The sequence below is a fragment of the Gelidibacter gilvus genome, assembly GCF_004115975.1.
Lineage (GTDB): Bacteria > Bacteroidota > Bacteroidia > Flavobacteriales > Flavobacteriaceae > Gelidibacter > Gelidibacter gilvus.
Map to the genome: position 1 here is coordinate 226,654 of NZ_SDDZ01000004.1, position 25,055 is coordinate 251,708.

Below are 25,055 nucleotides of genomic sequence, written 5' to 3' on the forward strand. Positions count from 1 at the left end.
ATGAAAAACATACTCCTTCCGACTGATTTTTCGGATAATTCTTTGAATGCCATCCGATATGCCATTCAGCTTTTTGAAAATGACGATTGTACATTTCATCTGTTCAATGCTTATACACCAGTGGTTTATGATCTGACTTATGTGCTGCTCAGTCCTGCACAGTTTGGACTTCGTGATCCCATAAGAGCGGCTTCTCAAGAAGGTTTAGACGAACTGATCAAAGAACTTTTAAATGAATTTGGTAGCAATCCCAACCACAAGTTTGAAACCATTGCTAGGTTTGAAACGCTTATTGCTGGAATCAAGGAATTGATTATTGAACGCAATATTGATCTTGTCGTTATGGGAACCAAAGGCGCAACCGGTGCTAAAAAAATATTGTTTGGTTCCAATACGGTTCAAGTGTTTAGGGAGATCAAGTTTCCAGTATTGGCCATCCCATCGAATTTTGATTATGTGACACCTCAAGAGATCTTGTTTCCTACCGATTTAGAAGTGGAATTCACTATGGGACAACTTCAGGTACTTAAAGAAATAGCGAAGTTGCACACTTCTAAAATCAACGCCTTGTACGTTAGCACAGGTCATGGTTTGAGTGAGATACAAGATCGTAATAAAACACTATTGCCTACGCTATTTAAAAGAATGGCCTATGAGTTTCACGATGTTGAAGATATGGAGATTCCTGCAGCCATTAACAGGTTTCAAGAAGAACATTCCGTTGACATGTTGGTGATGATCAATAATAAACAATCATTTTTTGAGAATATATTTTTCAAGGACACCATTAATCAAATCGGTTTCTATTTGAATATCCCATTTCTCGTGATTCCGTCAAAACAGGGCTAAAAATTAAAACATCATGACTTCAGAAAAACTACATATTTTAATCCCTACAGATTTTTCAAAAAACGCATGGAGCGCCACGGTATATGCTTTAAATCTGTATGCCGAGCACCATTGTACCTTTTATTTTTTAAATTCTATCTCACTCGATCATACCGACTCAAGATCTTATATTACCACGCGGTTCTTGGACTCGTTGACTGAAACTTCGAGAACCGAGTTAAGTGTACTGAAGGATCGAGCAACACAATTATATAGTAATCCGAATCATGAATTTGAGGTCATAAGCACTTCTGAAGAGATTACGTTGGCCATAAAAAGAGCCGTGCAGATAAATACTATAGACTTGGTGGTGACAGGAACTAAAGGAGCTACTGGTGTTAATAAGTATTTTTTAGGAAGTAATACGGTCAAGGTCATTCAGAGCTTGAAAAGTTGTCCGATGCTTGCCGTACCAGATGCCTACGAATTCAAAGCTCCGAAGCATATTGCATTTCCAACCGATTTTAACCGTGTTTACGAACCGAAAGAATTACAGGCATTACTAAATTTCGCCGATTTGTATCAGGCCCATATTTATATTTTGCACATCAATTTACAAAGTGAATTAAGTGAACGGCAAGAAAGCAATAGGAGAGCCCTTCAAGCGCATTTGGTGAAGCATCAGCACACGTTTCATTGGGTGGAGAAATCTGCGACAAAATCGGATGAGATCAACGAGTTTATTAAAGATTTGAAGATCGATGTGCTTGCCATGGTGAATTATAAGCACAGTTTTGTTGAAAGAGTCATTAAAGAGCCGGTCATCAAAAAGATAGGATTTCAACCGATGGTGCCGTTTCTGGTGATTCCAGAATAAAGTTAAAGGTTCAAAATCTCAAATGCCATGCCTATCGACAGGCAGGCGAAAATCAACTAATCAAATTGAAATAAATAGATATCCATGAAAAGAAAAATATTATTGCCTACGGATTTTTCAGACAATGCGCTACAGGCCATCAATTATGCCTTGGAACTTTATAAGGATCAAGAGTGTATTTTTTATCTTTTAAATGTGTTTTTTATAAACCCAACTAATCTTGAAAACCTAATTGGCATGGAGCCTGGCAGTGACTTATATGAGGCCACCAAAAGACATTCCGAAAATCAGTTGCATAAATTGTTGAGTGAGGTTGCTTTTAATGACAACGGAAATTCGAAACACAGCTTTCAGACCATATCCACTTTTAATGAACCATTCCAGGCCATTAAGGCTGCGGTGGAAGAAAAAGATATTGAGATGATTGTGATGGGAACCCGCGGACAGACCAATGCCAGAAGCAAAATTTATGGAAGTACCGCTATCGATGTTATGGAAAAAATCAGGAATTGCCCGGTGATTGTAGTACCACAACTGGCTAAGCGTGAAATTCCGAAGGAGATTGTCTTTCCAACAAACTATAAAACCAATTTCAAGAAACAGGAACTAAAACATCTGATAAATATTGCAAAAAACAGCAATGCGTCCATAAAAGTATTGCATGTTTCAGAGGAAGGAAAATTGAACGACCAACAGACCAACAACAAAAAGCTGCTGGACGAATATTTTGAAGAAGTCAGCCATTCTTTCCATTTATTAAGTCAATTGTCGGTTCCTGAGGCCATTAATTGTTTTGTTGAAAGTAGAGAAAGTGATATGGTGGCGTTCATAAATAGTAAACATTCATTTTTCGCAAGTATTTTTAATCAGCCCTTGGTAAAAGGGATTACCTATGATTCAAAAGTGCCGATTTTGGTGATGCATGATTTGAAGAATTAAGGAAGGAGAATTAAGTTAAGTACCAAATATTAAGAACAAAGAACAAAGAGTCAGGCACTTATTTTTGGAGAGCAAACAATACCGCCGGCACCTATAACCGAAGTTCGAGATCTGGGGAATGGAATATTTATTTGAACTATCAGGGAAATAATCAGACCTGGATGTTCTATCCACTAGAGTTGACCGAAGGAATGACTTATGAATTAGTCCTTTACGCCAGGCAATCTGGTACTGACGACACCACCCTTGAGGCAGCTTATGGAGTCGCAGGTCAGGTTGAGAGCATGACCAATGCAGTTTTCCTGAGACGGGCGTGAATAATGGCGATTAAAAAAAATTTAATGGCTCATCACACTGGCTTCAACAGGAACTTATTATATCGGGATAACAGGAATTGTTCTCTCCACTAGCTCTCGTTATCTTTCTATTGATGATATTTCTTTAAGTGTATCAACACTTTCACTGAAAGATCACCAAACGGATTATGGCATCAAATTATACCCGAATCCTGTCCCATCTGGAACGGCATTTTATGTTGACGCGGGACAGTTTGAAGGTCATAAGGTCAATTTGAGTATTACTGATATTCTAGGTAAAACGATCTACAGCACTACAACACAATTTGATGCTTATAAAATCGCAATCCAGCCGAAAAGTTCATTTGGCAGCGGCGTCTATTTTGTACATTTTGACCAAGACGGACGGACAGTTAACAAACGACTTATTATCCAATAATTATAAATTAACTTAAATTGTGAAAACCCCGAGGACTTTGTCTCAGGGTTTTCTGTTTATGCCATTGTTGACAGAATGATGGCATGTGTTGCATACCTAGCTGAAGCCTAAGGAATAGGAGCGATGGATGAAAAGACGAAACAGCAATGATAGTTTAATCTAGCACAGTCGAGACGATAATTTATTAGGTTGAACTTATCGACTGTGCTATAATTTAATTAAACCAATTATCTGCACTTAATAATTTAGTACTTCACTATTCGGATCGTTGCTTTTTGGTTCTGACCATCTATGATTTCAAGAAGATAAACTCCAGAGGCTTGCTCTATTTCCAATTCAATATTTTTAGAATTTTGAAATTCTTTTTCCATCAAAAGTTGGCCAGTTAATGAAAATAATCTAACCTTAACTGACTTTTCAAATGTTTTAAACTCGATCGATAATTTTCCTTTGGTTGGATTTGGATGTAGGATAAATTTATCTGAAAGTGAATTCTCAATGATGTCAAGTGAAGGAGGGCTTAATTTGTGAATAAAGATATCCCAATAACCTTTTGCGGTAAGAAGATATTCGTTATCTGATGGATCAAAATCTACCGCATACACAAAATCTCCAGTGCTATAAATAGTGTCATTATTATTAATGGCAATCGATTTTGCTCTTGTCCAATAAGCAGAGCCACCGTAGGTTATTTGCTTTGCCCAAATAAAACTTCCATCGGCTTGAAGTTTGAGCATAAATATATCATTAAGGTATCCCGTTAAATTGGCGATGCCATCTCCTGGATCAAAATCTACCGTATCCGCAAAATTTCCGAGTATATATACATCGCCGTTGGCATCTGTTTTTATGGAGTTTCCCATATCTACCCCCGGTCCACCAAGTTGTTTCACCTATAGTAAATCGCCATTGAAGTCGAGTTTTTGAATGAAGATATCGCCGGAACCTGCAGAGGTCAAATTGATAGTTCCAGTATCAGGATCAAAATTACATGTCTTGTTAAAAGCACCCGTGATGTACAAATTATTGTCCAAATCTAAGGTCAACGAATATCCTTGATTCTGTCCTTCACCTCCCATCTGTTTGACCCAGGCTAAATTCCCATTGGCGGCAAGTTTCAGAATAAAGATATCACTAGAACCCATAGATGTTAAATTGGCGGTTTCTGTACCTGGATCAAAATCTATGGTACCATAAAAATAGCCAGTAGTATAAACGTTGTCATTGGTATCTGTGGCAATAGAATTACCAAGGCCATAGGATACACCGCCCATTTGTTTAACCCAAATAAAATTGCCGCTACCATCAAGTTTAAGAATGAAGATATCATCCTCCCCAAATGAAGTTAAATTCACGGTGCTTTCTCCGGGGTCAAAATCTACCGTGCCAGAAAATAAGCCAGTCACTAAAACATTATCGTTGGTATCCGTAGTGATGGCATATCCACCCGAAAATCTATCTCCCATCATAGGTTTTGCCCAAATAAAGTTCCCATCGGCATCAAGTTTGAGTACAAATATATTAGTGATCTGCGGTACTTCTGTTCCGGTAGTCAAATTGTAAGTGCCTTCACCAGGATCGAAATCTACGGTGTCTGAAAATGTTCCTGTAATATATAGATTTCCCGATCCATCAATGGTAATCCCGTTGGCTTCATCTCTGGCACCACTTCCAATACGCTTTGCCCAAAGTAGTTGTCCGCTGGGGTTGAGTTTTTGAATAAATATATCAAAGAATCCGGCAGAGGTTAAATTAAAAGTGTCTTCCCCAGGATCAAAATCAATAGTGTTTTCAAAATATCCAACGGTATAAACATTCCCTTCTACATCTGTAATTATTGAATTTCCTGTTTCTCGACCTTCACTTCCCATGGAGATTACCCAATCCAATTCTAGAGTTTGGCTAAATATAAAAGCCGGCATTAGCAATAATGTTGCGAATGCGAATAATAAGTTGTTGTTTGGTTTCATGATTTAATATTTAATGAGTTTAGTAGTCCTTTTTTGTCCGTAATTATCTATCACTTCAAGAAGATAAATGCCTTGCGGTTGTCTAATTTCTAACGGCAGATTTATAAGGTCTTGGAATTGTTTTTCCATCAGCAGTTGTCCTGTTATTGAAAACACTTTAACCTTAACCCACTTCTGAAGTGTTTTAAATTCAATAGACAAGTTTCCCTTGGTGGGATTAGGATAAACTGAAATCTCTAAGCCACGTGTTTGGTCATCTATTCCGGCTGTTTCCTGATTCCATTTCAGCAGATAAGTATTATAGTTAAATTCTGATTTGAGATTGAACGTGTTTGGTCCGGGATCAAAATCAATCTCAGATCTAAAGTAGCCAGAAGCATAAATGCTCCCTGAAGCGTCCAATACCATTGCTGTTCCGTAATTACGTTGCGTAGGTCCGCCCAGCTGATATGCCCAAATATAGTTTCCGGACGCATCAAATTTATTTATATAAGCATCCCAACCGTAACCAGAATCAAAAATAACCGTGCCTTCGCTGGGATCAAAGTCCACATTGCCCCGAAAGGAACCTGTCGTATAAACATTGCCCAAGACATCCACTACAATGGATCTTGCAGCACAATTAAAACCAGGTAAAAACTTATCCCAAGTAATATCGCCTGTGGCACTTAATTTAACAATCCCAATGCCCGGGCCGCCGCCACCAACGTAGATGTTTCCAGTGATATCTGTCGTCACAGCGTTTCCAGAGATATTGTTCTGGAGGTTTGTGACCCACTCAAAGTCTCCCGTAGCATTCAGTTTTAATATAAAACCAGAAGCACCGGTAAGACTCGGGGAGGTTAACTCCGTAACACCAGCTCCCGGATCGAAATCCACCGTGCCAGTAAAAGATCCGGTTAAAAAAATATTGGAAGTATTATCAATGAGCAAAGCTTCTCCGCGATCGTATTCGGTAGAGCCAATTTGTTTGACCCATTGAAAAGCACCTGAAGTACTCAACTTACAGATAAAAATGTCGGTTTTTCCAGTGGAGGTGAGAACGCTGGTTCCGTTACCTGGATAAAAATCGACCGTATCCTGAAATTCTCCTGTTACATACACATCTCCTGAGCCATCTACTGCTATTGCTCTGCCACTTTCATCAGAGATGCCGCCCATTTGTTTAGCCCACAAGAAGTTGCCGTCCGGGTCAAGCTTACACACGAATATATCAGAACTGCCATTAGACGTCAAATTAAAGACATCTGTTCCTGGATCAAAATCTACCACTCCTTTAAAATTTCCAGTAAAATAGACATTGCCCGATCCATCCACGGCAATTCCTGCTCCTTCATCTTTTTCAGTGCCGCCAAATCTTTTTGCCCAGATGAAGTTCCCGGAAGCATTAAATTTGGTGATATAAATATCAGTTTCTCCCACGGAAGTCAAATTCAAAACATCCGATCCTGGATCAAAATCTACTGGTCCGCCATTGAAGTGGCCTACACTGTAGATGTTTCCCAAATTATCTAATATCATTGAACCATTATATAAGGTTCCGTAGAGACCTCCTGTAGCAAAGGCCCAATCAAATGTAGGTGCTTGGCCATTGCTGGTATTCCAAAGTGAACAACACAGGATGGCGATAAGTAATTTTCTCATAATGGTTTCTTGTTTTGATTAATAGCTATTTTATTTTCCTTCAGCGGCGTCAGTCTTTATCGATATTCCATATTAAAAGCCTCTACCGCCCATTTGCTTCACCCGAAGGAAATTGCCAGTGGCATCTAATTTCAATAAAAAACATATCAGCCATGCCAAATGAGGTCAGGGTAGAAGTAGGGTTGCCAGGATTAAAATCTGCAGTGTTTTGGAAGGGTCCTGTCGTGTAAACATTGCCTTCAATATCAGTGGTGCTGGATTTTACAAATTCACTGCCAGTTCCGTCAATCTGTTTGACCCATTGATAATCAATATTTTGAGCGAATAAAGGAGTGGAAAAAATGAAGAGAAATACATAAGTTATGAAAAAGGTAGTTTTTTCTTGCATAATTATTGGTTTAAGATTGCTGTAGATAATTGATCTCTTTTCTTCACATCGAGCGATCTTCAAAATGTCAGCATCATTTATCAATTATTTTTTTCGGATGTTTTAAGTTGGATTATTAGTATAAATAAATAGCAACGTGTTGACCTCTTTTGCGGAAATCCGCATCAACTTCGATCAAATATTCTTAAGTTTAGGCTCTGATTAAAACAAGAAAGAAATCAAGTTTTTTTGATGGTTTTCCATTTTTACAAATAGTTCTCCTGTTTTAAACATAACACGTTAAAACAGACAAAAGCAACTACAAACCTTGATTTCAGAACCTAATTAATTGATATGAAAATATTACACACTGCCGATTGGCATATTGGAAAGGAATTGCATAAGATGGACTTAGCAGAGGATTTGGAATTGTTTTTCGATTGGTTGATCGATACCATCACCAAAGAACACATCGATTTGCTTTTGATTTCAGGTGATGTCTTTGATCAGGCAAATCCGTCGCAAACGTCTTTAAAGCAGTATTATGGGTTTTTAAAACGGATGCTTGGTACCGAATGTAAAATCATTTTGACGGGTGGTAATCACGATTCGGCTTCGGTTTTAAATGCGCCAAAGGACATTCTTGGGTTCTTGAATATTGATGTTATTGGTGGTGCCCCTGAGGATATTAAAGATCTATTTATAAAATACACTAAGAATGATGAGCAGGTGGTTATTGCCGCTGTGCCGTTTTTAAGGGATAAGGATATTAGAAATTCGGCAGCAGGAGAATCTTACGGAGATAAGGTTGAGCAGATTCGCGAGGGAATTAAAACCTATTTTTCAAATATCGATACCCATTACCATCAGTATTATCCCGGAATTTGTTTTATAGTGATGGGCCATTTATACGTTCAAGGCGCTCATGTTTCTGAAAGTATGCGGGATATCCAAATTGGCAACCAGGCGGGAGTTTCAGGAACTATTTTTGGCGATGCACCGCATTATGTGGCTTTAGGACATATTCATAAACCTTATGCGGTATCAAAGAATGTGCATTATTCCGGCTCTCCAATTTGTTTGAGTTTCAGTGAAAAAGAGGAAGTGAAACAGGTCAATATTATTTCGGTAAACGGAAAAGAAGTTGAGGTGGACATCCTGCCCATTCCAAAGTTCAGAAACTTAGTCACTTTTCAAGGCACACTCGAAGCCGTTAAAAAACAACTCTATGCTTATTCGCCCATAACGGATCTCGTTTCACTTGCTGAAATCATTGTGAATGAACCCGATGAAAACATACAGATCCGTCGGGATTTAGACGATCTATTGGAAAATTACGAGAATGAACATCTTAAAATTGTAAAATCGAAATTGAATTTTCTCAATAAAGTCCGCGGGGCTTCTGAAGCTTTTGAGCCTGGGATAAGTGTTGCCGATGTGACGCCCATGGAAATGTTTGAAAAAAGATTGGAACTTGATGGCCATCAAGAAAACACCGAAGAATTAAAAAATGCATTTCGTCAAATTTTAGAAGAGCTTAACCTATAGTTTATGAAAATCAGTAAAATCAGTTTTAAAAATATCCATTCGCTTCGGGGCGAACACCATATTGATTTTTCCTCAGGCCCTTTGGCAAAAAGTGGTCTATTTGCCATTACTGGCGCCACGGGCTCAGGGAAATCGACCTTGTTGGACGTCATTACTTTGGCTTTATACAATAGAGTCCCGAGAATAGGATCCATCAGCAAATCGGTTATTGAAGATGAAGGGGGCATTATGACCCGTAATGCAACGGATTGTTATGCTGAAGTGGAATATATCGTCAACCAAAAAACATACCGCTCGCATTGGTCGATAGAAAGAAATCGCAACAACAATCTCAACGATCGGAAACAAGAAATTATCGACGTGGCAACGGGTGCTATTCTTGAAAGTGGGAAATCTGCTGTTCCTGTCAAAAATGAAGAATTGATTGGGCTGAGTTATGATCAATTTGTAAAGGCGATGGTATTATCGCAAGGCCAATTCAGTAAACTATTGCAGGCAAAAAGAGACGAACGGAATAAGTTGCTGGAAGATATTACTGGTGCAAAGGACTATAGATCCATCGGAATTGCTGTGTTCAGAAAGTTTAGAGCTGCTTTTGACAGTTGTAGTAAACAGGAAACCCGACTCGAAGAAGTAGAATTACTACCTGAAGCCGAAAAGAAAGAATTAATTGCCCAAGAAGTTGCCTTAAACCAATCCAAGCTTACTCAAAAAAAGGCATTGGATGTTTTAAAAGTGGAAATTGAAAACCAAAAAGGCATTCTTAAAAACCAAACGATTTTAAATGCGAATGAAACTCAACAAAAGGAATTAGCTCAGACGATTGAAAATTTTAAGAAAGAGGAGATCATTTTAAAAAACCATTCTAAATATGTCGGGCATAGCCAGCTCATCTCTAATTTTGAACAAAAGGAGAAAGCGTTTAAAGAACATACTGGTGAACTTGCCCAAGAGCAGGTAAAGGAAACGAATATTTTAAAAGAGAAAAACGGCTTGTTGGCCGACGCGTCACTCTTGTTAAAGAAAAAGATCGACGCTGAAGACTTTGCCAGTAATTTAACCGATTTCAATAAAGCGGTAACGGCATTAAAAAAAGAAGAGGATCTGGCCAAGGCAGAGGCAAAACTACATGAAGACACGATCAAAAAATTGCTTTTGGATATTAATAAAGATGCTGAACGCATCCGATTTTATCCGCAACCTGCTATTTTTATTGAGGGTATTCAGCCTGTTCAAGAAAAAATTGATAATTTCTTAAAAACAACGCAGATTAACAGTGATGATGAGTTGGCTGAAAGAGAAGTGAATCTCAGAGAAAAGTTACAGCTGATCCATTCGGTGAAAATTGCACTGACCCAATACAATTCCGATTTAAAAAACAAACATTCAAAAACCACCGAATTAAATGCAAGTGAGACTTTGGTTGAAAAACACACTACTCAACTTAAAGTTTTAGAGGAGGATTTAAAGCTGTTGGAAGTAGAAGTAGATACGTTAATTAAGGAAGAAGAGATGCGTAAAAAACATCAAAGTCTGGAAGCGCACCGAAATACTTTGGTCGATGGCGAAGCGTGTCCCCTATGTGGAGCATTAGATCATCCGTTTGCCATAGAAAACCCCGTTTTTGATGCTAAAGAGGCGGTTCTAAAATCGAAAACAGAATTGTTGAACACAAAACGTGCTTTAAAAACAGCCACCCAAACCAATTTAGAGAATGAGCAGAAAAAGAGTAAAACCTTGAAACAAGACCTTCTTATTATCAAGGAGGCTATCGCGCCACAGCTTGTAGACATCGAAAAATTCAGCAAAATTTTACGCATAGAAAGCATTCCGGATCATGAGACCCTTCAGACTTTGGAGAATGAGGTTTTGAAAGCTTCGCAATTGGTCGAACAGATTAAAAAAGCATTCCACTTACGAAACTTATTGGAGAATTTAAGCCATACCGCAAAACAATGGCATACAAGTTCGGATTTAACCACCGAAAAAGAAACCAAGAGAAAACATCTTTATGATGGTGATGCTGTAGATTCTAAAGTACACTCTTTAATTTCGAAATGGGCTGCAAACATTGAAAACATCAAAAACAACCAGCAAGCCATTGCGTCGTTGAAAACTAAACTGGCGATTATCGCCAAAGAAAAAGAAGATTTTGAAACACAACTCCGTGAGATCTTAAAAAAGGAATCTGTTGAAAGTATTCCACATTTGAAAGCTTTTATTCTATCCGAAACAGACGCTGAGCAGATCCGTCAGAAAAAGAAAGCCATTGAATTACGGCAAGAGCGTTTGCAAACCGAAAAAGATACCGCCCAAAAGGAAATTGAAGCGTTTAAAAAACTAATTACATCCGATGAACCTTTAGCAGCACTTGAAGTGAATTATGCTAAGATGGATGAGGCATTTGGCAGTTTAAATCAACAGATCGGGATTATTAAAAAGACCTTGGAGACCGATGCTAACGCCAAAGAAAAACAGCAGGCCTTGTTGGAAAAATTGAAAGAATTGAAAAAAGAAGAAGCCTTATGGAAAACCATGAACGGGTTGATTGGTGATGCCGCGGGGAAAAGGTTTTCAAATTTTGTTCAAGACTTAACGCTCGAGCAGTTGATCGGGTATGCTAATTTGCGTTTAAAAGATATGAATGATCGTTATCTGCTGGATATCCCTACGGCAGACGAAGCTGATAAAAATGATTCCTTAAAAGTGTTCGATAGCCATCAAGGCGATGCCCGACGATCTATCAACACCTTATCTGGTGGCGAAACCTTTATGGTGAGTTTGGCGATGGCCTTCGCGCTTTCCGATCTAGCCGCAAAAAACGTCAAAATCGAATCCATTTTTATTGATGAAGGTTTTGGTACTCTGGATCCTGAAACTTTGAACCAAGCCATCACAATCTTGGAGAAAATGCAAAATGAAGGCGATAAATCCATTGGAGTGATTTCTCATGTGGAAGCCTTAAAAGATCGGATTACCACGCAAATACGCTTGGAAAAAATGGGATCGGGGTATAGTAGGATTGAAATTGTAAACTGATGAATTATATTCGATTTTCAGTTAATAACATTTACGGCCGCAAGACAAACTCGATTAAATCCCTATTCTGCAAAGAAAAAAATGATGCTAAAGATAAATTGATCTAAAGCATCCAAACCTATAGTTATTTTGGTCATTTTTGCGCATTCACTAAATCTAAATCCTCCTCAATGATGACCCTTAGCTTTAGATCCAAGACTTTGATGCTTTCATTTTTTTGGATTTTCATTACTCTAGTGTCTTGCATTCCACGACAGAAAAGCATGGATGTCGATCAAATGCCCAAAACTGAAACCACGCCTTTATCAGTTGAAAGCTCGAGGTTTTTAAAAAACAAAGTTCAAAGGGTAAAGCTTTCGGGTAGCCAAGACAATTTAGCAATAGCAACCTGGAATATCCAACACTTGGGCCAGTCTAAAACGGATGATGAGATCATGTTTATGGCGGAAGTTTTAAGGGATTTTGATATTGTAGCCATCCAAGAGGTGGTCGCGAAACATCCGGCAGGGGCTCAAAAAGTAGCACAATTAGCTGACGAACTCAATAGAAAAGGGGCATCATGGGATTATAGAATTAGTGATCCTACCAAAAGTCCGTCGATGTATATCAGTGAGCGTTATGCCTTTTTATGGAAAACCAGTAAAGTGGAGCTTGTGGGGAGAGCTTATTTAGACCAAGAATTAGAATCCCAAATTAATAGAGAGCCTTATCTCGGTAAATTCCGATTTAAAAAATTAAAACAGACTTTCTATGTCATAAACTTTCATTCCAGAACCCATAAAGACCATCCCGAACTTGAAATAATGTATTTTAAAGATTATCCAAACCGCTTGGATTCGAATAATATTATTATAGCGGGCGATTTCAATCTCAATGAGCGCCACCCAGTTTGGAACGATTTATATCAGCAAGGCTTTAAATCCTCAGTAAAAAAAGCTAAGACCACCTTAAAACGAAAATGCCAGTTGGGCGGTTATTTAAGTCATGACATTGATAATATTTATTATTCCAAGGGCATTTCTTTGATCAATTCTGGGGTGGTAGATTATATTGGAGACTGCGAGAACTTGGAGGCTGCAAGGAAAATCTCCGATCATTTGCCTGTTTTTTTAGAATTTGGAATGAGTGTGCATTAAGAGATTGTATTTCTGTTTTCTTTCATACACGTAAACACGTCTGCGAATATCTGCGAAACCTGCCCGTCCGGCGGGTCAGCGGGAAACAAAATCATATTTTGGTTTTTTTACCTCGAAAGTTCTTCTACTTTAATTAAACCACACGGCATAACCTTCCCGGCGTAGCTCTAACGCAATTTGTTCTTCAGCCTGTAATGCTTCCGCTCTTGTGAGAAATGGGTCGATATGGGTGTATAAACTAGGTCTTAAGTATAGGCCGTATTTCTCCACAATCTGAGCAGATAGTTTGTGTCCTTTCTTATTACGATACCCCGTTTTATGTTGAAGAAAACGTTCCTTAGGTGTTTTGCTGGTCTGACCAACGTACAAACATTGTAAGACGCCATTAAATTGCGGATTTGCAGTCCTGAACTTAGTGTTTTCAGAAAACACACGTTTGGATAGTTCAATAACATAAATGGTATATAAGGTTTTAGCCACGTCTTTTTATATTAAGCAATATTTAATCATTATTATTAATCTGCTCCTGTTGGTGTTTTTCGCCGTTGTTGGTGTTTTCCACCAACAATTTATCCTAGTTATGCCATTGTTGGTGTTTTCCACCAACAATCTGTTTACTCCTAAATCTTTTTTTTTTAAGACATTAAAAATAATTTAGAAATTTCTAGACCCATAAGAAAACTCATTTTAAATAATTTCTTCTAAAATAGTTTATGATGCACCAAAAAACAACGTCCAAATTTAGGCAATTTCGTCTTGAAGTTCTAAACTAAAGATCATGGTCAGAGCAATTCACTATAAGAGTTTTAAAAAGTCTCAAATCCAAAAAACAGAGTATTATTTCAATGTGTGAAACGGATATGTTTCATTTTCGGTATAAAGTTCTCATTATTTTTTTTAACCTCAGTTAAGGTCAGAAAATTCCGTTTTGTTCACAATTGTTGATAACCATTTGACAACAATTTTTGCTACCCTCAAAAAGTCATATTTAAAATCGGCATCTTTACACCTCAAGAAATTTTTCTAATTTTTAGCACTTATTCGTATGGAAATTACCCACGTGATTAAAAGAGATTTCACTACAAAACTCTTTCATTTACAGAAGATTACTGATGCAATATTGAAAGCGATGACCGCTGCAAAACATGGAGGGCCTGAAGATGCGCAACGCATATCTGAGAAGGTCTATGAAGCACTTTTGGACAGAAAACGAATGGATGGGAATTATATCCCCACCGTGGAGGAGGTTCAGGATTTCGTGGAAACGAAATTGATGGAAAATGGTTTTTTTGATGTTGCAAAAGGCTATATTCTTTACAGAAATCAGCAGACCCAAAGGCGTAAACTGAACATCTTTGAAAAGCGTATCAATTTGAAGCCTTATGAATATCCCGCACTTTACGAATATGTACCGGCCATCCGTCATTCCTATTGGATCCATACCGAATTTAATTTCACAAGTGACATCCAGGATTTCAAAACCCGATTGACGGAAGTAGAACGCAGTGCCATCAAAAACACCATGCTGGCTATCTCGCAAATTGAGGTTGCTGTTAAGAGTTTTTGGGGCGATATCTATCACAGAATGCCGAAACCTGAAATAGGTTCTGTAGGTGCCACCTTTGCCGAAAGTGAGGTGCGACATCACGATGCCTATTCGCATTTATTGGAAATCTTGGGCCTTAACGAAGAATTCAAGGATCTTAAGAAAAAACCAGCCATTATGATGCGGGTTCAGTATTTGGAAACGGCTCTTAAAAACGCAAAAAGTGAGGATAATAAAGAATATGCAGAATCTATTTTACTGTTTTCCCTCTTTATCGAACACGTGTCGTTATTCTCCCAATTCCTGATTATTATGGCCTTCAACAAGCATAAAAACATGTTGAAGGGAATTTCAAACGTGGTGGAAGCGACTTCAAAAGAGGAGCAGATCCACGGCGATTTCGGAATTGATATCATCAAAATAATCAAAGACGAAAATCCAGAGTGGTTTGACGATAACTACAACAGGATGATACAAGAAGTATGTAAAGAAGCCTTTGATTCTGAAAGCAGAATCGTGGATTGGATTTTTGAAGAAGGCGAATTGGACTTTCTGCCTAAGGCCGTCGTCAATGAATTTATAAAAAACCGATTCAACAATTCCCTTGAAAGCATAGGGATAGAAAAAATATTTGAGATAGACCAAAGCCTTATCGCACAAACGGAATGGTTTGATGACGAGATCATCGGTACCAAACACGGCGACTTCTTCGTGAAACGCTCTATCAATTACAGTAAAAGAACTCAAAGTATAACCAGTGATGACCTATTTTAAATGAACAATCTAAATCAAACCCTCGACACACAAAACTCAAAAACAATTTCAGAAACTGACAACCTTGTAAACGCTCGAAAAGAAGCGCTCCAAAAAACGGGAGAAAAACAATCGCAAGGTTTTGAATGGCTCAATGAACACAGCCGAAACTTTTTAGGTTCAGGTTATCTAACGCCCGGCGTGACTGCAGAGGAACGCATTCGCGAAATTGCCGATAGAGCAGAACAAATATTGGGCATCCCTGGATACTCAGATAAATTTTTTGGTTATATGTCTGAAGGATTTTTCTCTTTGGCATCACCGGTTTGGTCAAATTTCGGTAAGAAAAGAGGCCTTCCAATCAGCTGTTTTGGATCGCATATTGGTGACGATATGGGGAATATTCTCTATACACAATCTGAAGTGGGGATGATGTCCAAACTAGGAGGAGGAACCTCAGGTTATTTCGGTAAAATCCGTCATCGTGGTGCTGAGGTGAAAAACAACGGACAAGCTTCTGGTGCGGTTCATATCATGCAGTTGTTTGAATCTATGGTGGACGTTGTGAGCCAAGGCTCTGTGAGACGTGGTCGATTTTCGCCGTATTTACCAGTGGAGCATCCAGATATTATGGAGTTTTTGGAAATCGGTACTGAAGGAAACCCTATTCAGGAGTTGACCCATGGTGTAACCGTGACCAACCAATGGATGGAGGAAATGGTTGCAGGTGATGAAGAGAAACGTTCTATTTGGGCAAAAGTGCTTCAAAGAAGGGGTGAAATGGGCTATCCATATATTTTCTTTAAAGACAACGCCAATAATGGAGCTGCGGATGTTTATAAGGACAAAAACCTTCCTATTTATGCCAGTAACCTATGTACGGAGATCATGTTGCCTTCAAATGACGATTGGTCTTTTGTGTGCGTATTGTCTTCCGTGAATGTATTGCATTACGACAAATGGAAAGATACCGATGCCGTAGAGACGATGGTCTATTTCTTGGATGCCGTCATCACGGAGTTTGTTGATAAATTGGAAGCATATCGCGATTCTGAAAGTAGAGAAGACAGGCAGACCTTCCTATTTATGGAACGCGCTTATAATTTTGCCAAGGATAATCGTGCTTTAGGTCTAGGTGTTTTGGGTTGGCATTCATTATTACAGTCAAAAATGCTAGCGTTCAATAGTCAAGAGGCTTATAACCTAAACAGTGAGATTTTTAAACTGATCCAAGAAAAATCCTATAAAGCATCAGAAGAATTGGCTGAACTATTCGGAGAACCAGCCGTTCTTAAAGGTTACGGCAGACGTAATGCCACCCTGAATGCCATTGCACCAACCACCTCATCGGCGTTTATTTTGGGCCAAGTTTCTCAGGGAATTGAGCCTATCTGGTCCAACGTGTATGTGAAGGATATTGCCAAGATTAAAACCACCATAAAAAACTCTTATTTAGAAGAATTGTTGGAGGAAAAAGGTCAAAACAATGCCGACGTTTGGAGAGATATCCGTAACAACGATGGTTCTGTACAGCATCTTGATTTCTTGACCGAGAACGAAAAGGATGTGTTTAAAACCTATTCTGAAATTGACCAATTGGATATTATTTACCAAGCGGCCAATCGTCAAAACCATATTGATCAGGGCCAATCGGTGAACATCATTGTGCACCCAGAAATGCCTGTTAAAGAAATCAATAAAATTCACGTGACCGCATGGAAATTGGGATTGAAATCGCTTTACTACCAACACAGTATGAATGCTGCCCAAAAATTTGCGCAGAAGAAAGATTGTGCAAGTTGTGAGGCTTAAATCTATGTTTGAGTAACTCATTTTAAACACAATAAAATAATAACACTAATAATTAAAGAACAGGTTCAGGAGTTGCTGGACCTGTTCTTTATTTTTATCCTTACGCTCTTTAGCTTCGGATAGAAACCAGGATGAGGTCAGCTAAACTGTTAAACAATAGCCTAATTCCTATCCATCGTAAATAAAAGTTTGTATTTTTGCAGGTTGAATTTTGTATGAGATGTCAGAGCAGAAAGACAACACGAATATGACACACGACGAATCCGTTTCGAAGATTCAAGAGACGCCTATTGCTTCAGTAAATAACGTCGACAAAACTGAATCCAAACGTGTTTTGAAAGCCGAAGTAGTGAAGAAAAAATCATTTAGTGACCGTATGAAAACGCATCGGTTTTTTCTTGTTCGCGGCATTTATTATATTTTTTATTCGGTTTGGGCGATTGTGATGGGCATCGGGATGGTCATTGCTTGGCTCATTGCCATGCTGTTTATATGATACGAAAACTGCCATTGCAACTGTTGCATTTTTATGTACTCCTTTCCTTTGCGGTGTTTCTAGTGGTGCAAAGTTTGAAATTCTTTTCTATTTTTGGTCCCAATTGGATCTTCCATCATCTTAATGATTTTCTGGCCATTCCTATGGTTGCAACCTTATGTCTGCACGGCGTTTGGCTCATTAAAAAAGATAGATCCATTCGTCTGAATGGGTTTACAATCTTAAGTCTAGTAGTACTTTTTTCATTGGTTTTTGAATATTATCTCCCGCAACAGGATTATCGTTATACTGGAGATGTTTGGGATGTGGTTTGTTACGGATTGGGAGGTCTAATTTTTTATTTTTTACAGAAAATCGACTAAGAATCAGTGTCATTCATAAAAATTAAAAGAAATCTATTAGCCTCTAACAATCATAAAACAAAAAAGCAACCGATAGCGGTTGCCTTAATAGTTTAGGAGAAGATATGATTTACTTGACGGTTATCGTACCTCTCATAGTTCCATAATGTCCGGGAAAACTACATATAAAGGTATGAACGCCAGGCGTTTCAATTTTAAATTTAATGGCATCTGATTCGCCCGGTCCCAAGAGCTTGGCGTGTGCAACAATGGAAGACGCAAAAGTAGCTGGGATATAATCGTTTTCTCGTGATTGGAACGCTTTAGTAGCGAAGTCATCTAAATTTGTTCCTGGCTTTAAGACCACCACATTGTGTCCCATAGCTTCTTTAGGTAATTGTCCAATGTGAGTAAGTATTAGATTGATGTCCTGTCCGGATTTTACATTAAAATCGGTCGTACCAACAAATTGCATCGCATCATTTCCTTTTAACTCGATAGTGATGGGATCATGAATTACTGGTGAATCGTCACTGTCCTTCTTACTACAAGAAGAAAGAATTAATAGAACAGCTACTACTGGGGCAAATAATAGTTTTTTCATTTTTTTAAATTTTATGAAGTTATTTTATAAAGTCGCTAATGTAAGATTTTTCTTGAACATTTCCAGCGTAATTTATTACATGTCAAATGTTTGTTGGATTTTCTTACGGATCAATATGCTTAAACGACTCCTTAGTTCAATAATAGTGGATGAGTAGGATTGTGAATTAATTATTTAAAGTCCTTTCTTTTAATCTTTTCGTCACCCGATCTAAAATGACTTTATATAGCGGAAGAAAAAACAACCCACTGATGATCATTTTAAAAATATAATCCACAGTAGCAATTTCCACCAGATTTTCGGCAAGATAGGTGTCTGATGTTTTGTAAAAGGCAATAAAGAAAAAGGTCAAGGTGTCCATAAAATTCCCAAAAACACCCGAAGCCAATGGCGCGCGCCACCATTGTTTATGTTGCCGAAGTTTATTAAATACGAAAATATCCAAAACCTGCCCAACAACATAAGCGGCAAAACTGGCAATGGCAATACGTGCCACAAAAAGATCAAAGCTAAAGAAAGTCTCAAATCCCATCCAATCCCCCTGACGAAAAGCAACGGTAATAAAATAGGAAACCGCCAAGGCCGGAAACATGGCATAAAAAACGATCCGCCGTCCCATTCCCGCCCCAAAAAGTCGCACGGTCAGGTCTGTTGCCAAAAAGATGAACGGAAAGGTAAAAGCGCCCCAAGTGGCTTTGAATCCGAAAACCGAGATCGGAAATTGGACCAAATAATTACTGGACGCAACAATAAGAATGTGAAATCCGACCAGTAGTAAAACAAGTCGGTGATTTTTTATAGAGGACATAAAGCGTTTCTTAGTTTTTTAAAGTGGGAGAATTTTCGAACCACCTTTTCCATTTTTGATGGAAAATTAAGGGCGCAAGATAGTGACTATTTTAATGGCTTCGGATGGAGAGGATTTAAAGTTATGAGTTCAGAGTTAGTTCAGAGTTATAGGTTCAGGGTTCAAAGTTATTTTTTGCGAGTTTGAACTTCGACATTCGATATTCCATATTCGACATTCGATATTTAAAATTTGGCAGTTGTTACCCTTAACTTCCCGTCTTCGCAAATACAAGGGTGGGGCTACCAATTTCTAATTCGCCATTTAAAACTTATCTATTTTACCAAAGTGCTTCGGCGTTAATAGTAAAACGATAAGTGTGAGAATACCCACGGTGAGCAAACCGATATAGACGGTATGTGTCGAGTCAAAAAATACATGTTGTAAATAATTTTGAACGGTAGCGTCGGAGTGTGCCGATTGTAATACTTCCACTACTTGATTTACCTTGGGTAAGGCATTTTGCAAATTTGCTGGCGCCTCCGTCAATTTATCCATGAGGACCGAATTGAATATGGCTGCAAAAACAGCAGCACCTAAGCTTTGTCCGAAATATCTAGAGAACATACTGGCCCCAGTAACCACACCTCTCTGTCCCCAATCTACTGTGGATTGTACGCCAACCATCAACGGCGTTGAAATCAATCCAAAACCGGCTCCCATGAGCAACTGAACACCCACCAAAGCGGCTACTGAACCTGGGTAGGGCATGAATAAGAAGCTTGACACGGCAATGATCACAATGGAAATACCGCAAAGTGCTGTATTTCTAAAGCCAATCCGCAGATACAATTTTCCCGAAAATGATGACGATATGGGCCAAGTGATACTCATGCTCGCCAATATAAAACCTGCGGTAATCGCGCCAACGCCAATGACCGATTGCGAAAAAACGGGTAAAAACATATTCGGTCCCATGGTCATACACCCCATGCCAATGGTCGCCAGATTGGCACCCACAAGCACGCGTTTTCGCCACACCCATCGGGGTAAGATAGGACTTTCGGCGCGCGCCTCGATTTTCATGGTTGCATAAACTAAAACTGCAGCAATTCCTATAAAAATTAGGGTTTCATAAGAAATCCAATCCCAAGATTGCCCACCTTGCATCAATCCGAACATGATAAATCCACCGGTGACCAATAATGCCAACGCACCAAGCCAATCGATTTTTGCGTATTTAATCGGTTTGTTTTCCTTAAGAAAAATGCTGATCATGATAATAGAACCAATCCCCACCGGAATATTGATTAGGAAGATCCAACGCCAAGAGGCATAATCGGCCAAGGCACCACCTATCGTGGGCCCTAAAATTGCTGATACGCCCCAAACACTCGAAAGCCAACCTTGAATTTTAGCGCGTTCCTCAAGCGTATATATGTCGGCGGCAATGGTGTTGACCGTCGCCATAATCGCACCGGCACCAACGGCTTGCAGACCTCTAAATGCAATCAAACTGATCATGTCCCAAGCTCCAGCACAAGCTGCAGAGCCTAACAGAAATACAATAACGCCATAAATAAGGATCGGTTTACGACCATAGATATCGGCCAGTTTTCCGTAAATGGGAATCGTAATGGTTTGGATCAGAAGATAAATGGAAAACAACCAGCTGAATAGAGAGAACCCACCCAAGTCGCCCACAATTTGCGGAATTGCAGTAGCCACAATGGTGCTATCCATGGCCGCTAAAGCCATTGTGAGCATTAAAGCCGCTAAAATCCAACCTCTACTTTTTTGACTTTGGACGTCCTGAGTCATAAAACAAATGCGATTAATTTATTTCGCGCAAAGGTAAAACTTAATAGATGAATGCTTCTGAGTAACAGCAGAGATTTTATCGACTCAAAAAAATTAAATTAAGGATTTTTAAATTCTATTATCGACTGCCTACTTTTGAAGTAAATTTGATGAAATTGACATTCAAAAGGAAAAATTATCATGAGAGATTGTACTATTGAAACGAGAGTAACATATTTGTAAATCAAAATTGAGAGATTACATTTATCTGTGGCTGTGACGAGAACCTTGAATTATATAGTTATATTCATCCACATTTTAACGCCAACATGATTCACTATACCACAAATAAAAATAAGGCATATTTGAAAGGTATTTGTACTTTGCAAAAAGCCAATTTGAAAAACAATTTATCAGATCAGGAGATTGAAATGTATGGTTTTGTGACTGTAGACCATACTTTGGAAATGCTTGAAGATTTGAACGCGATTGAACCCCAAATCGTTGCCAAAGATGATAAGGGAGTTATAGGATATGTTTTAGCGATGACAAAAAAATCAAAGTTCGATATCCCTATAATTCTCCCGATGTTTGAGGAATTTGAGAAAATCGATTATAAAGGGCGATGGGTATCCGAATATAATTATTTGGTTGTTGGACAAGTTTGTGTTCACAAAAATTACAGAGGTAGAGGTGTTTTTGAAAAATGTTTTCACCTATATAAAAACACATTTGCCGGTCGCTATGACTTCGCCATCACCGAAATAGCCGTTACCAACCAGCGTTCTAGAAAAGCCCATAAAAAAGTGGGTTTCGAGGAAATTCATACCTATACAGATTCGTATCAGACTGAATGGGTCGTTGTGCTTTGGGATTGGAACGATTCTTATCCACATATCTAAGTTTAGAACCCATAATTTACTGCCAAAACATTCGTAAACTATGTCATAATTAAAACGGCATAAATCCAAAATAGATGAGTGGTTTATAGAATGCACAGAGAAGGAAAACTTCGAATTGATCCGACTTGTTCTGGTTCATAATTGATATAGCATCTATTGTGTTCAAATGCGGTCCAAGGATATCAAAAGTGTTTCCAGTTTTATAAAAAGATAAGAATACATCTTGAGCAATTACGCCATTGTTGGTGTTTCCACCAACAATCCTGTCTTAATTATCGAATTTTCATCGACTACCAATGTCCTTATTTATTAAACAAATCAATCGTCTTTCCAATCGCTTTATCAAAGTTATCCCAAGATTCCTGAGAGCTTAAATCGGTAGTAATAAACTTTTTATTGAATTTGGACAAGAGCGTAAAATAAACATAACCACCAATCATTAATTGAAAGGCATGGTTAAGGGAACTGTCTTTATTAGAAATGGCGAACATTTTTCCTATCTCCTTATTGCTGTACTTAAACAAATCACGCGTCACCTCATTATTTTCGAGCAATTGCCAACGCAAAATTTCTTGGGTCAGTTTGTTCTCCCGAAGCTCTTGTGTTCCGGCTTTCGCAAATTCCTTAAGATCTTCTACGGTTGCCAAATCTTTATCATGAAGTGCCAACATCGATTTAAAAAAATCGCCTTTTTTTGCCAGTTGGAGCAATAGGCCTTGCATGCCTCCAAAATAACGATAGATGAGTTCTTTAGAAACCCCTGCTTTTTTGGCAATCGCATTGATGCCGACGGCTTGTGGTCCTTTTTCTTCTAAAAGGGTTAAAAAACTTTCGTATATTTTCTCTTCGGTAGCGGCTCTATCTTTTTTCATTATAAGTCGTTGAGGTTTAATACCATTCCTAATTCAATGTTTTTTCCTGCCAATGTGGGATAGGTAGCTTTCATTAAATCAAACATATAGGCCAATGGAACGTAGTCAAAGACGCCATAATCTTCCAAATACTCCATAAACTGCGTGGAACCCGAACTATCATAAGCTTGAAACAGGGAATCATTGATCCCATCAAAATCCAAGGGCGGTAGGTTCAATTTTTCGCATAAGGTCTTATTAAAAGCTGGCGTGGCCTTCACCCATTTGCCATTTAGATAAAGTTCAACATAACCATGTGGCACCAGAACATCGTTGCCAAATTTTTCAATAATATCTTCAACAGCAATGTGATTTTTAACTTTCGCCAAACCTAATCGTGCAGGGATGTTTTTTGCCCTTAAAACACTGATCAACAAGATGGCTTTATCTAAGCAATGTCCCGATTTATGTGTGCAGATTTCCGACGCACACCAATCGTTTTCAATTAAACTGAAACGATAAGGATTATAGGGCCACGCATCTCGAATATAGTCATAGGCTTTTAATGCAAAATCCAGCGGAGAGGCATAACCACCGGCATCGATCTTTTCAACGAGATCTTGAATGCCCTCAGATGAGTAATCAAAATTAGTGTTCTCTTCTAAATAGGTTGGTGCCATAAAATGTATGTTTTATCGATCTTTAGATTTGTAAGGATATATAGTCCATAAATTTTAAATCGATTTTAAAATTTGCTGATATTTTATTTGACAAATATAATTCTTTTGTATAAGTTTGTAACCACTTGGTCACATATTTTTTTTCTATTTATGTTACCACTTAGTAACTCTAAACAATTTGACATAATGGATGCATATATTTATGATTCGGTAAGGACCCCTCGCGGCATCGGAAAAAACACAGGAAGCTTATCTCAAGCCAGTCCAGTTCAACTAGTAACAACTTTACTTTCAGCCTTAAAAGAGCGGAACAATTTAGACACTTCTTATGTAGAAGATTTGGTGTTGGGTTGTGTCACGCAAGCCGGCGAGCAAGGCGGAAATATTGCTAAAGTTGCGGCGCAGGTGGCGAATTACGGCGATCATTTAGCAGCCGTATCTTTAAACAGATATTGTGCTTCTGGATTGGAGGCGGTAAATCAAGCTGCAGCCCGTGTAATATCAGGATGGTCTGATTTAATCATCGCAGGCGGCGTCGAATCCATGTCTCGAGTTCCTATGGGAATTGACGGATCAGCTTGGGTTATGGAGCCGGATGCAGCTTTTGGTAAGTTTGTGCCACAAGGGATTTCAGCCGATTTAATCGCCACAAAATATGGGTACTCAAGAAACGATGTGGACAGCTTTGCAGTTGAATCGCAAAAAAGGGCAGCAGCGGCTTGGGCTAAAAAAGCATTTGCAAAATCAATCATTCCGGTTCTAGATATCAACGGTTTGGAATACTTATCCAAAGACGAATATATTCGTGCGAATACCACTTTGGAAGCTTTAGGTAAATTAAATCCATCTTTTGAAATGATGGGAGAGCTATTATTTAATCAAACGGCCTTAGATACGTATATCGAGATCGAGCGCATCAACCACGTCCATCACGCCGGAAATTCGTCTGGTCTTGTAGATGGTGCTGGACTAATGTTAATCGGCACCAAAGAAATTGGAGAAAAATTAGGCTTGACCCCAAGAGCAAAAATTAGAATGGGAAGCATTATTGGTTCAGAACCGTTGATCATGTTGGAAGGACCAACTCCAGCCACTAAAAAAGCCTTACGAAAAGCAGGAATGAATGCTTCAGATATCGATTTGTGGGAGATCAACGAGGCTTTTGCCGTCGTGCCATTGCGTCTTATGGAAAACATGAAGATCGACCATTCCATCGTTAATGTCAACGGTGGTGCTATTGCTATGGGCCATCCGTTAGGTGCCACAGGATGTATGATTCTTGGAACGGCTTTGGACGAATTGGAACGACAAGATAAAAACACCGCTTTAGCGACACTATGCGTTGGTGGCGGTATGGGTATTGCCACCATCATCGAACGTGTATAATTTCTAAAAAAAAG

At 38.7% G+C, this 25,055-nt stretch carries 24 protein-coding genes and 1 riboswitch; of the genes, 14 read left to right on the forward strand and 10 right to left on the reverse strand.

Annotated elements, in window-relative coordinates; all coding sequences use genetic code 11:
* The 5 genes from ESZ48_RS09375 to ESZ48_RS19785 all read left to right on the forward strand — a co-directional run bounded on the left by ESZ48_RS09375 (position 1) and on the right by ESZ48_RS19785 (position 3,379).
* On the forward strand, positions 1-849 hold the full coding sequence (locus ESZ48_RS09375; RefSeq protein ID WP_129017153.1) for a universal stress protein: 849 nt from the start codon (positions 1-3) through the stop codon (positions 847-849).
* A gap of 13 nt (positions 850-862) precedes the next feature.
* On the forward strand, positions 863-1,705 hold the full coding sequence (locus ESZ48_RS09380) for a universal stress protein (protein WP_129017154.1): 843 nt from the start codon (positions 863-865) through the stop codon (positions 1,703-1,705).
* 84 nt (positions 1,706-1,789) lie between these two features.
* On the forward strand, positions 1,790-2,644 hold the full coding sequence (locus ESZ48_RS09385) for a universal stress protein (protein WP_129017155.1): 855 nt from the start codon (positions 1,790-1,792) through the stop codon (positions 2,642-2,644).
* Between the two features lie 161 nt (positions 2,645-2,805).
* Positions 2,806-2,961 carry a hypothetical protein gene (locus ESZ48_RS19280; protein ID WP_190246229.1) on the forward strand — a complete coding sequence of 52 codons (156 nt, stop codon included), beginning with the start codon at positions 2,806-2,808 and terminating at the stop codon, positions 2,959-2,961.
* A 172-nt stretch (positions 2,962-3,133) separates the two neighbouring features.
* A complete protein-coding gene (locus ESZ48_RS19785) occupies positions 3,134-3,379 on the forward strand; it encodes a T9SS type A sorting domain-containing protein (protein WP_223266413.1) in 246 nt (81 codons plus the stop codon).
* A gap of 245 nt (positions 3,380-3,624) precedes the next feature.
* Here ESZ48_RS19785 and ESZ48_RS09395 read toward each other — a convergent pair whose 3' ends face one another.
* The 4 genes from ESZ48_RS09395 to ESZ48_RS09410 all read right to left on the reverse strand — a co-directional run bounded on the left by ESZ48_RS09395 (position 3,625) and on the right by ESZ48_RS09410 (position 7,381).
* The gene (locus ESZ48_RS09395) at positions 3,625-4,272 is read right to left on the reverse strand and encodes a T9SS type A sorting domain-containing protein (RefSeq protein ID WP_129017156.1); all 648 of its coding nucleotides are present in this window, start codon (positions 4,270-4,272) and stop codon (positions 3,625-3,627) included.
* A complete protein-coding gene (locus ESZ48_RS09400) occupies positions 4,273-5,349 on the reverse strand; it encodes an SBBP repeat-containing protein (RefSeq protein WP_129017157.1) in 1,077 nt (358 codons plus the stop codon).
* Between the two features lie 3 nt (positions 5,350-5,352).
* Positions 5,353-6,993, reverse strand: coding sequence for an SBBP repeat-containing protein (locus tag ESZ48_RS09405; protein WP_129017158.1), 1,641 nt, complete (start codon positions 6,991-6,993; stop codon positions 5,353-5,355).
* 82 nt (positions 6,994-7,075) lie between these two features.
* Positions 7,076-7,381, reverse strand: coding sequence for a hypothetical protein (locus ESZ48_RS09410; RefSeq protein WP_129017159.1), 306 nt, complete (start codon positions 7,379-7,381; stop codon positions 7,076-7,078).
* A 333-nt stretch (positions 7,382-7,714) separates the two neighbouring features.
* Between ESZ48_RS09410 and sbcD the strand changes: the two genes are divergently transcribed.
* The 3 genes from sbcD (at position 7,715) to ESZ48_RS09425 (ending at position 13,083) form a co-directional block, all read left to right on the forward strand.
* Complete coding sequence (sbcD, locus tag ESZ48_RS09415) at positions 7,715-8,908, forward strand: exonuclease subunit SbcD (RefSeq protein ID WP_129017160.1); 1,194 nt, start codon at positions 7,715-7,717, stop codon at positions 8,906-8,908.
* A 3-nt stretch (positions 8,909-8,911) separates the two neighbouring features.
* Positions 8,912-11,947, forward strand: coding sequence for an AAA family ATPase (locus ESZ48_RS09420; protein WP_129017161.1), 3,036 nt, complete (start codon positions 8,912-8,914; stop codon positions 11,945-11,947).
* Between the two features lie 263 nt (positions 11,948-12,210).
* A complete protein-coding gene (locus ESZ48_RS09425; RefSeq protein WP_223266407.1) occupies positions 12,211-13,083 on the forward strand; it encodes an endonuclease/exonuclease/phosphatase family protein in 873 nt (290 codons plus the stop codon).
* A gap of 129 nt (positions 13,084-13,212) precedes the next feature.
* Here the strand turns inward: ESZ48_RS09425 and ESZ48_RS09430 are convergent, their stop codons facing one another.
* Positions 13,213-13,563 carry a GIY-YIG nuclease family protein gene (locus ESZ48_RS09430; protein WP_129017163.1) on the reverse strand — a complete coding sequence of 117 codons (351 nt, stop codon included), beginning with the start codon at positions 13,561-13,563 and terminating at the stop codon, positions 13,213-13,215.
* Positions 13,564-14,128: 565 nt separating this feature from the next.
* Between ESZ48_RS09430 and ESZ48_RS09435 the strand changes: the two genes are divergently transcribed.
* The 4 genes from ESZ48_RS09435 to ESZ48_RS09450 all read left to right on the forward strand — a co-directional run bounded on the left by ESZ48_RS09435 (position 14,129) and on the right by ESZ48_RS09450 (position 18,052).
* Complete coding sequence (locus ESZ48_RS09435; RefSeq protein ID WP_129017164.1) at positions 14,129-15,403, forward strand: ribonucleotide-diphosphate reductase subunit beta; 1,275 nt, start codon at positions 14,129-14,131, stop codon at positions 15,401-15,403.
* Positions 15,404-17,194: a ribonucleoside-diphosphate reductase subunit alpha gene (locus tag ESZ48_RS09440; RefSeq protein ID WP_129017165.1), complete on the forward strand. Its 1,791-nt coding sequence runs from the start codon at positions 15,404-15,406 to the stop codon at positions 17,192-17,194.
* Between the two features lie 220 nt (positions 17,195-17,414).
* Positions 17,415-17,690, forward strand: a complete 276-nt coding sequence (locus ESZ48_RS09445) for a hypothetical protein (RefSeq protein WP_129017166.1) — start codon at positions 17,415-17,417, stop codon at positions 17,688-17,690.
* Positions 17,687-18,052: a hypothetical protein gene (locus tag ESZ48_RS09450; protein ID WP_129017167.1), complete on the forward strand. Its 366-nt coding sequence runs from the start codon at positions 17,687-17,689 to the stop codon at positions 18,050-18,052. The genes ESZ48_RS09445 and ESZ48_RS09450 overlap by 4 nt, the downstream gene beginning before the upstream one ends.
* A 109-nt stretch (positions 18,053-18,161) precedes the next feature.
* On the opposite strand, the gene ESZ48_RS09455 is transcribed toward ESZ48_RS09450, so the two are convergent.
* The 3 genes from ESZ48_RS09455 to ESZ48_RS09465 all read right to left on the reverse strand — a co-directional run bounded on the left by ESZ48_RS09455 (position 18,162) and on the right by ESZ48_RS09465 (position 21,243).
* Positions 18,162-18,635 carry a plastocyanin/azurin family copper-binding protein gene (locus ESZ48_RS09455; protein WP_129017168.1) on the reverse strand — a complete coding sequence of 158 codons (474 nt, stop codon included), beginning with the start codon at positions 18,633-18,635 and terminating at the stop codon, positions 18,162-18,164.
* Between the two features lie 166 nt (positions 18,636-18,801).
* On the reverse strand, positions 18,802-19,443 hold the full coding sequence (locus tag ESZ48_RS09460; RefSeq protein WP_129017169.1) for a 7-cyano-7-deazaguanine/7-aminomethyl-7-deazaguanine transporter: 642 nt from the start codon (positions 19,441-19,443) through the stop codon (positions 18,802-18,804).
* A 4-nt stretch (positions 19,444-19,447) separates the two neighbouring features.
* Positions 19,448-19,493, reverse strand: a riboswitch (PreQ1 riboswitch).
* A 253-nt stretch (positions 19,494-19,746) separates the two neighbouring features.
* Positions 19,747-21,243 carry an MDR family MFS transporter gene (locus ESZ48_RS09465; RefSeq protein ID WP_129017170.1) on the reverse strand — a complete coding sequence of 499 codons (1,497 nt, stop codon included), beginning with the start codon at positions 21,241-21,243 and terminating at the stop codon, positions 19,747-19,749.
* 308 nt (positions 21,244-21,551) lie between these two features.
* Between ESZ48_RS09465 and ESZ48_RS09470 the strand changes: the two genes are divergently transcribed.
* Entirely contained in the window at positions 21,552-22,124 is a 573-nt protein-coding gene (locus tag ESZ48_RS09470) for a GNAT family N-acetyltransferase (protein WP_129017171.1), read from the forward strand.
* Between the two features lie 302 nt (positions 22,125-22,426).
* On the opposite strand, the gene ESZ48_RS09475 is transcribed toward ESZ48_RS09470, so the two are convergent.
* Both ESZ48_RS09475 and ESZ48_RS09480 read right to left on the reverse strand, forming a co-directional pair.
* Entirely contained in the window at positions 22,427-22,996 is a 570-nt protein-coding gene (locus ESZ48_RS09475; RefSeq protein WP_129017172.1) for a TetR/AcrR family transcriptional regulator, read from the reverse strand.
* Positions 22,996-23,655 carry a transglutaminase-like domain-containing protein gene (locus tag ESZ48_RS09480; RefSeq protein ID WP_129017173.1) on the reverse strand — a complete coding sequence of 220 codons (660 nt, stop codon included), beginning with the start codon at positions 23,653-23,655 and terminating at the stop codon, positions 22,996-22,998. Before ESZ48_RS09480 ends, ESZ48_RS09475 begins: the two co-directional genes overlap by 1 nt.
* 186 nt (positions 23,656-23,841) lie before the next feature.
* Here ESZ48_RS09480 and ESZ48_RS09485 point away from each other — a divergent pair, with 186 nt between their 5' ends.
* Positions 23,842-25,041, forward strand: coding sequence for an acetyl-CoA C-acetyltransferase (locus ESZ48_RS09485; protein ID WP_129017174.1), 1,200 nt, complete (start codon positions 23,842-23,844; stop codon positions 25,039-25,041).
* The last annotated feature ends 14 nt before the right edge of the window (positions 25,042-25,055 follow it).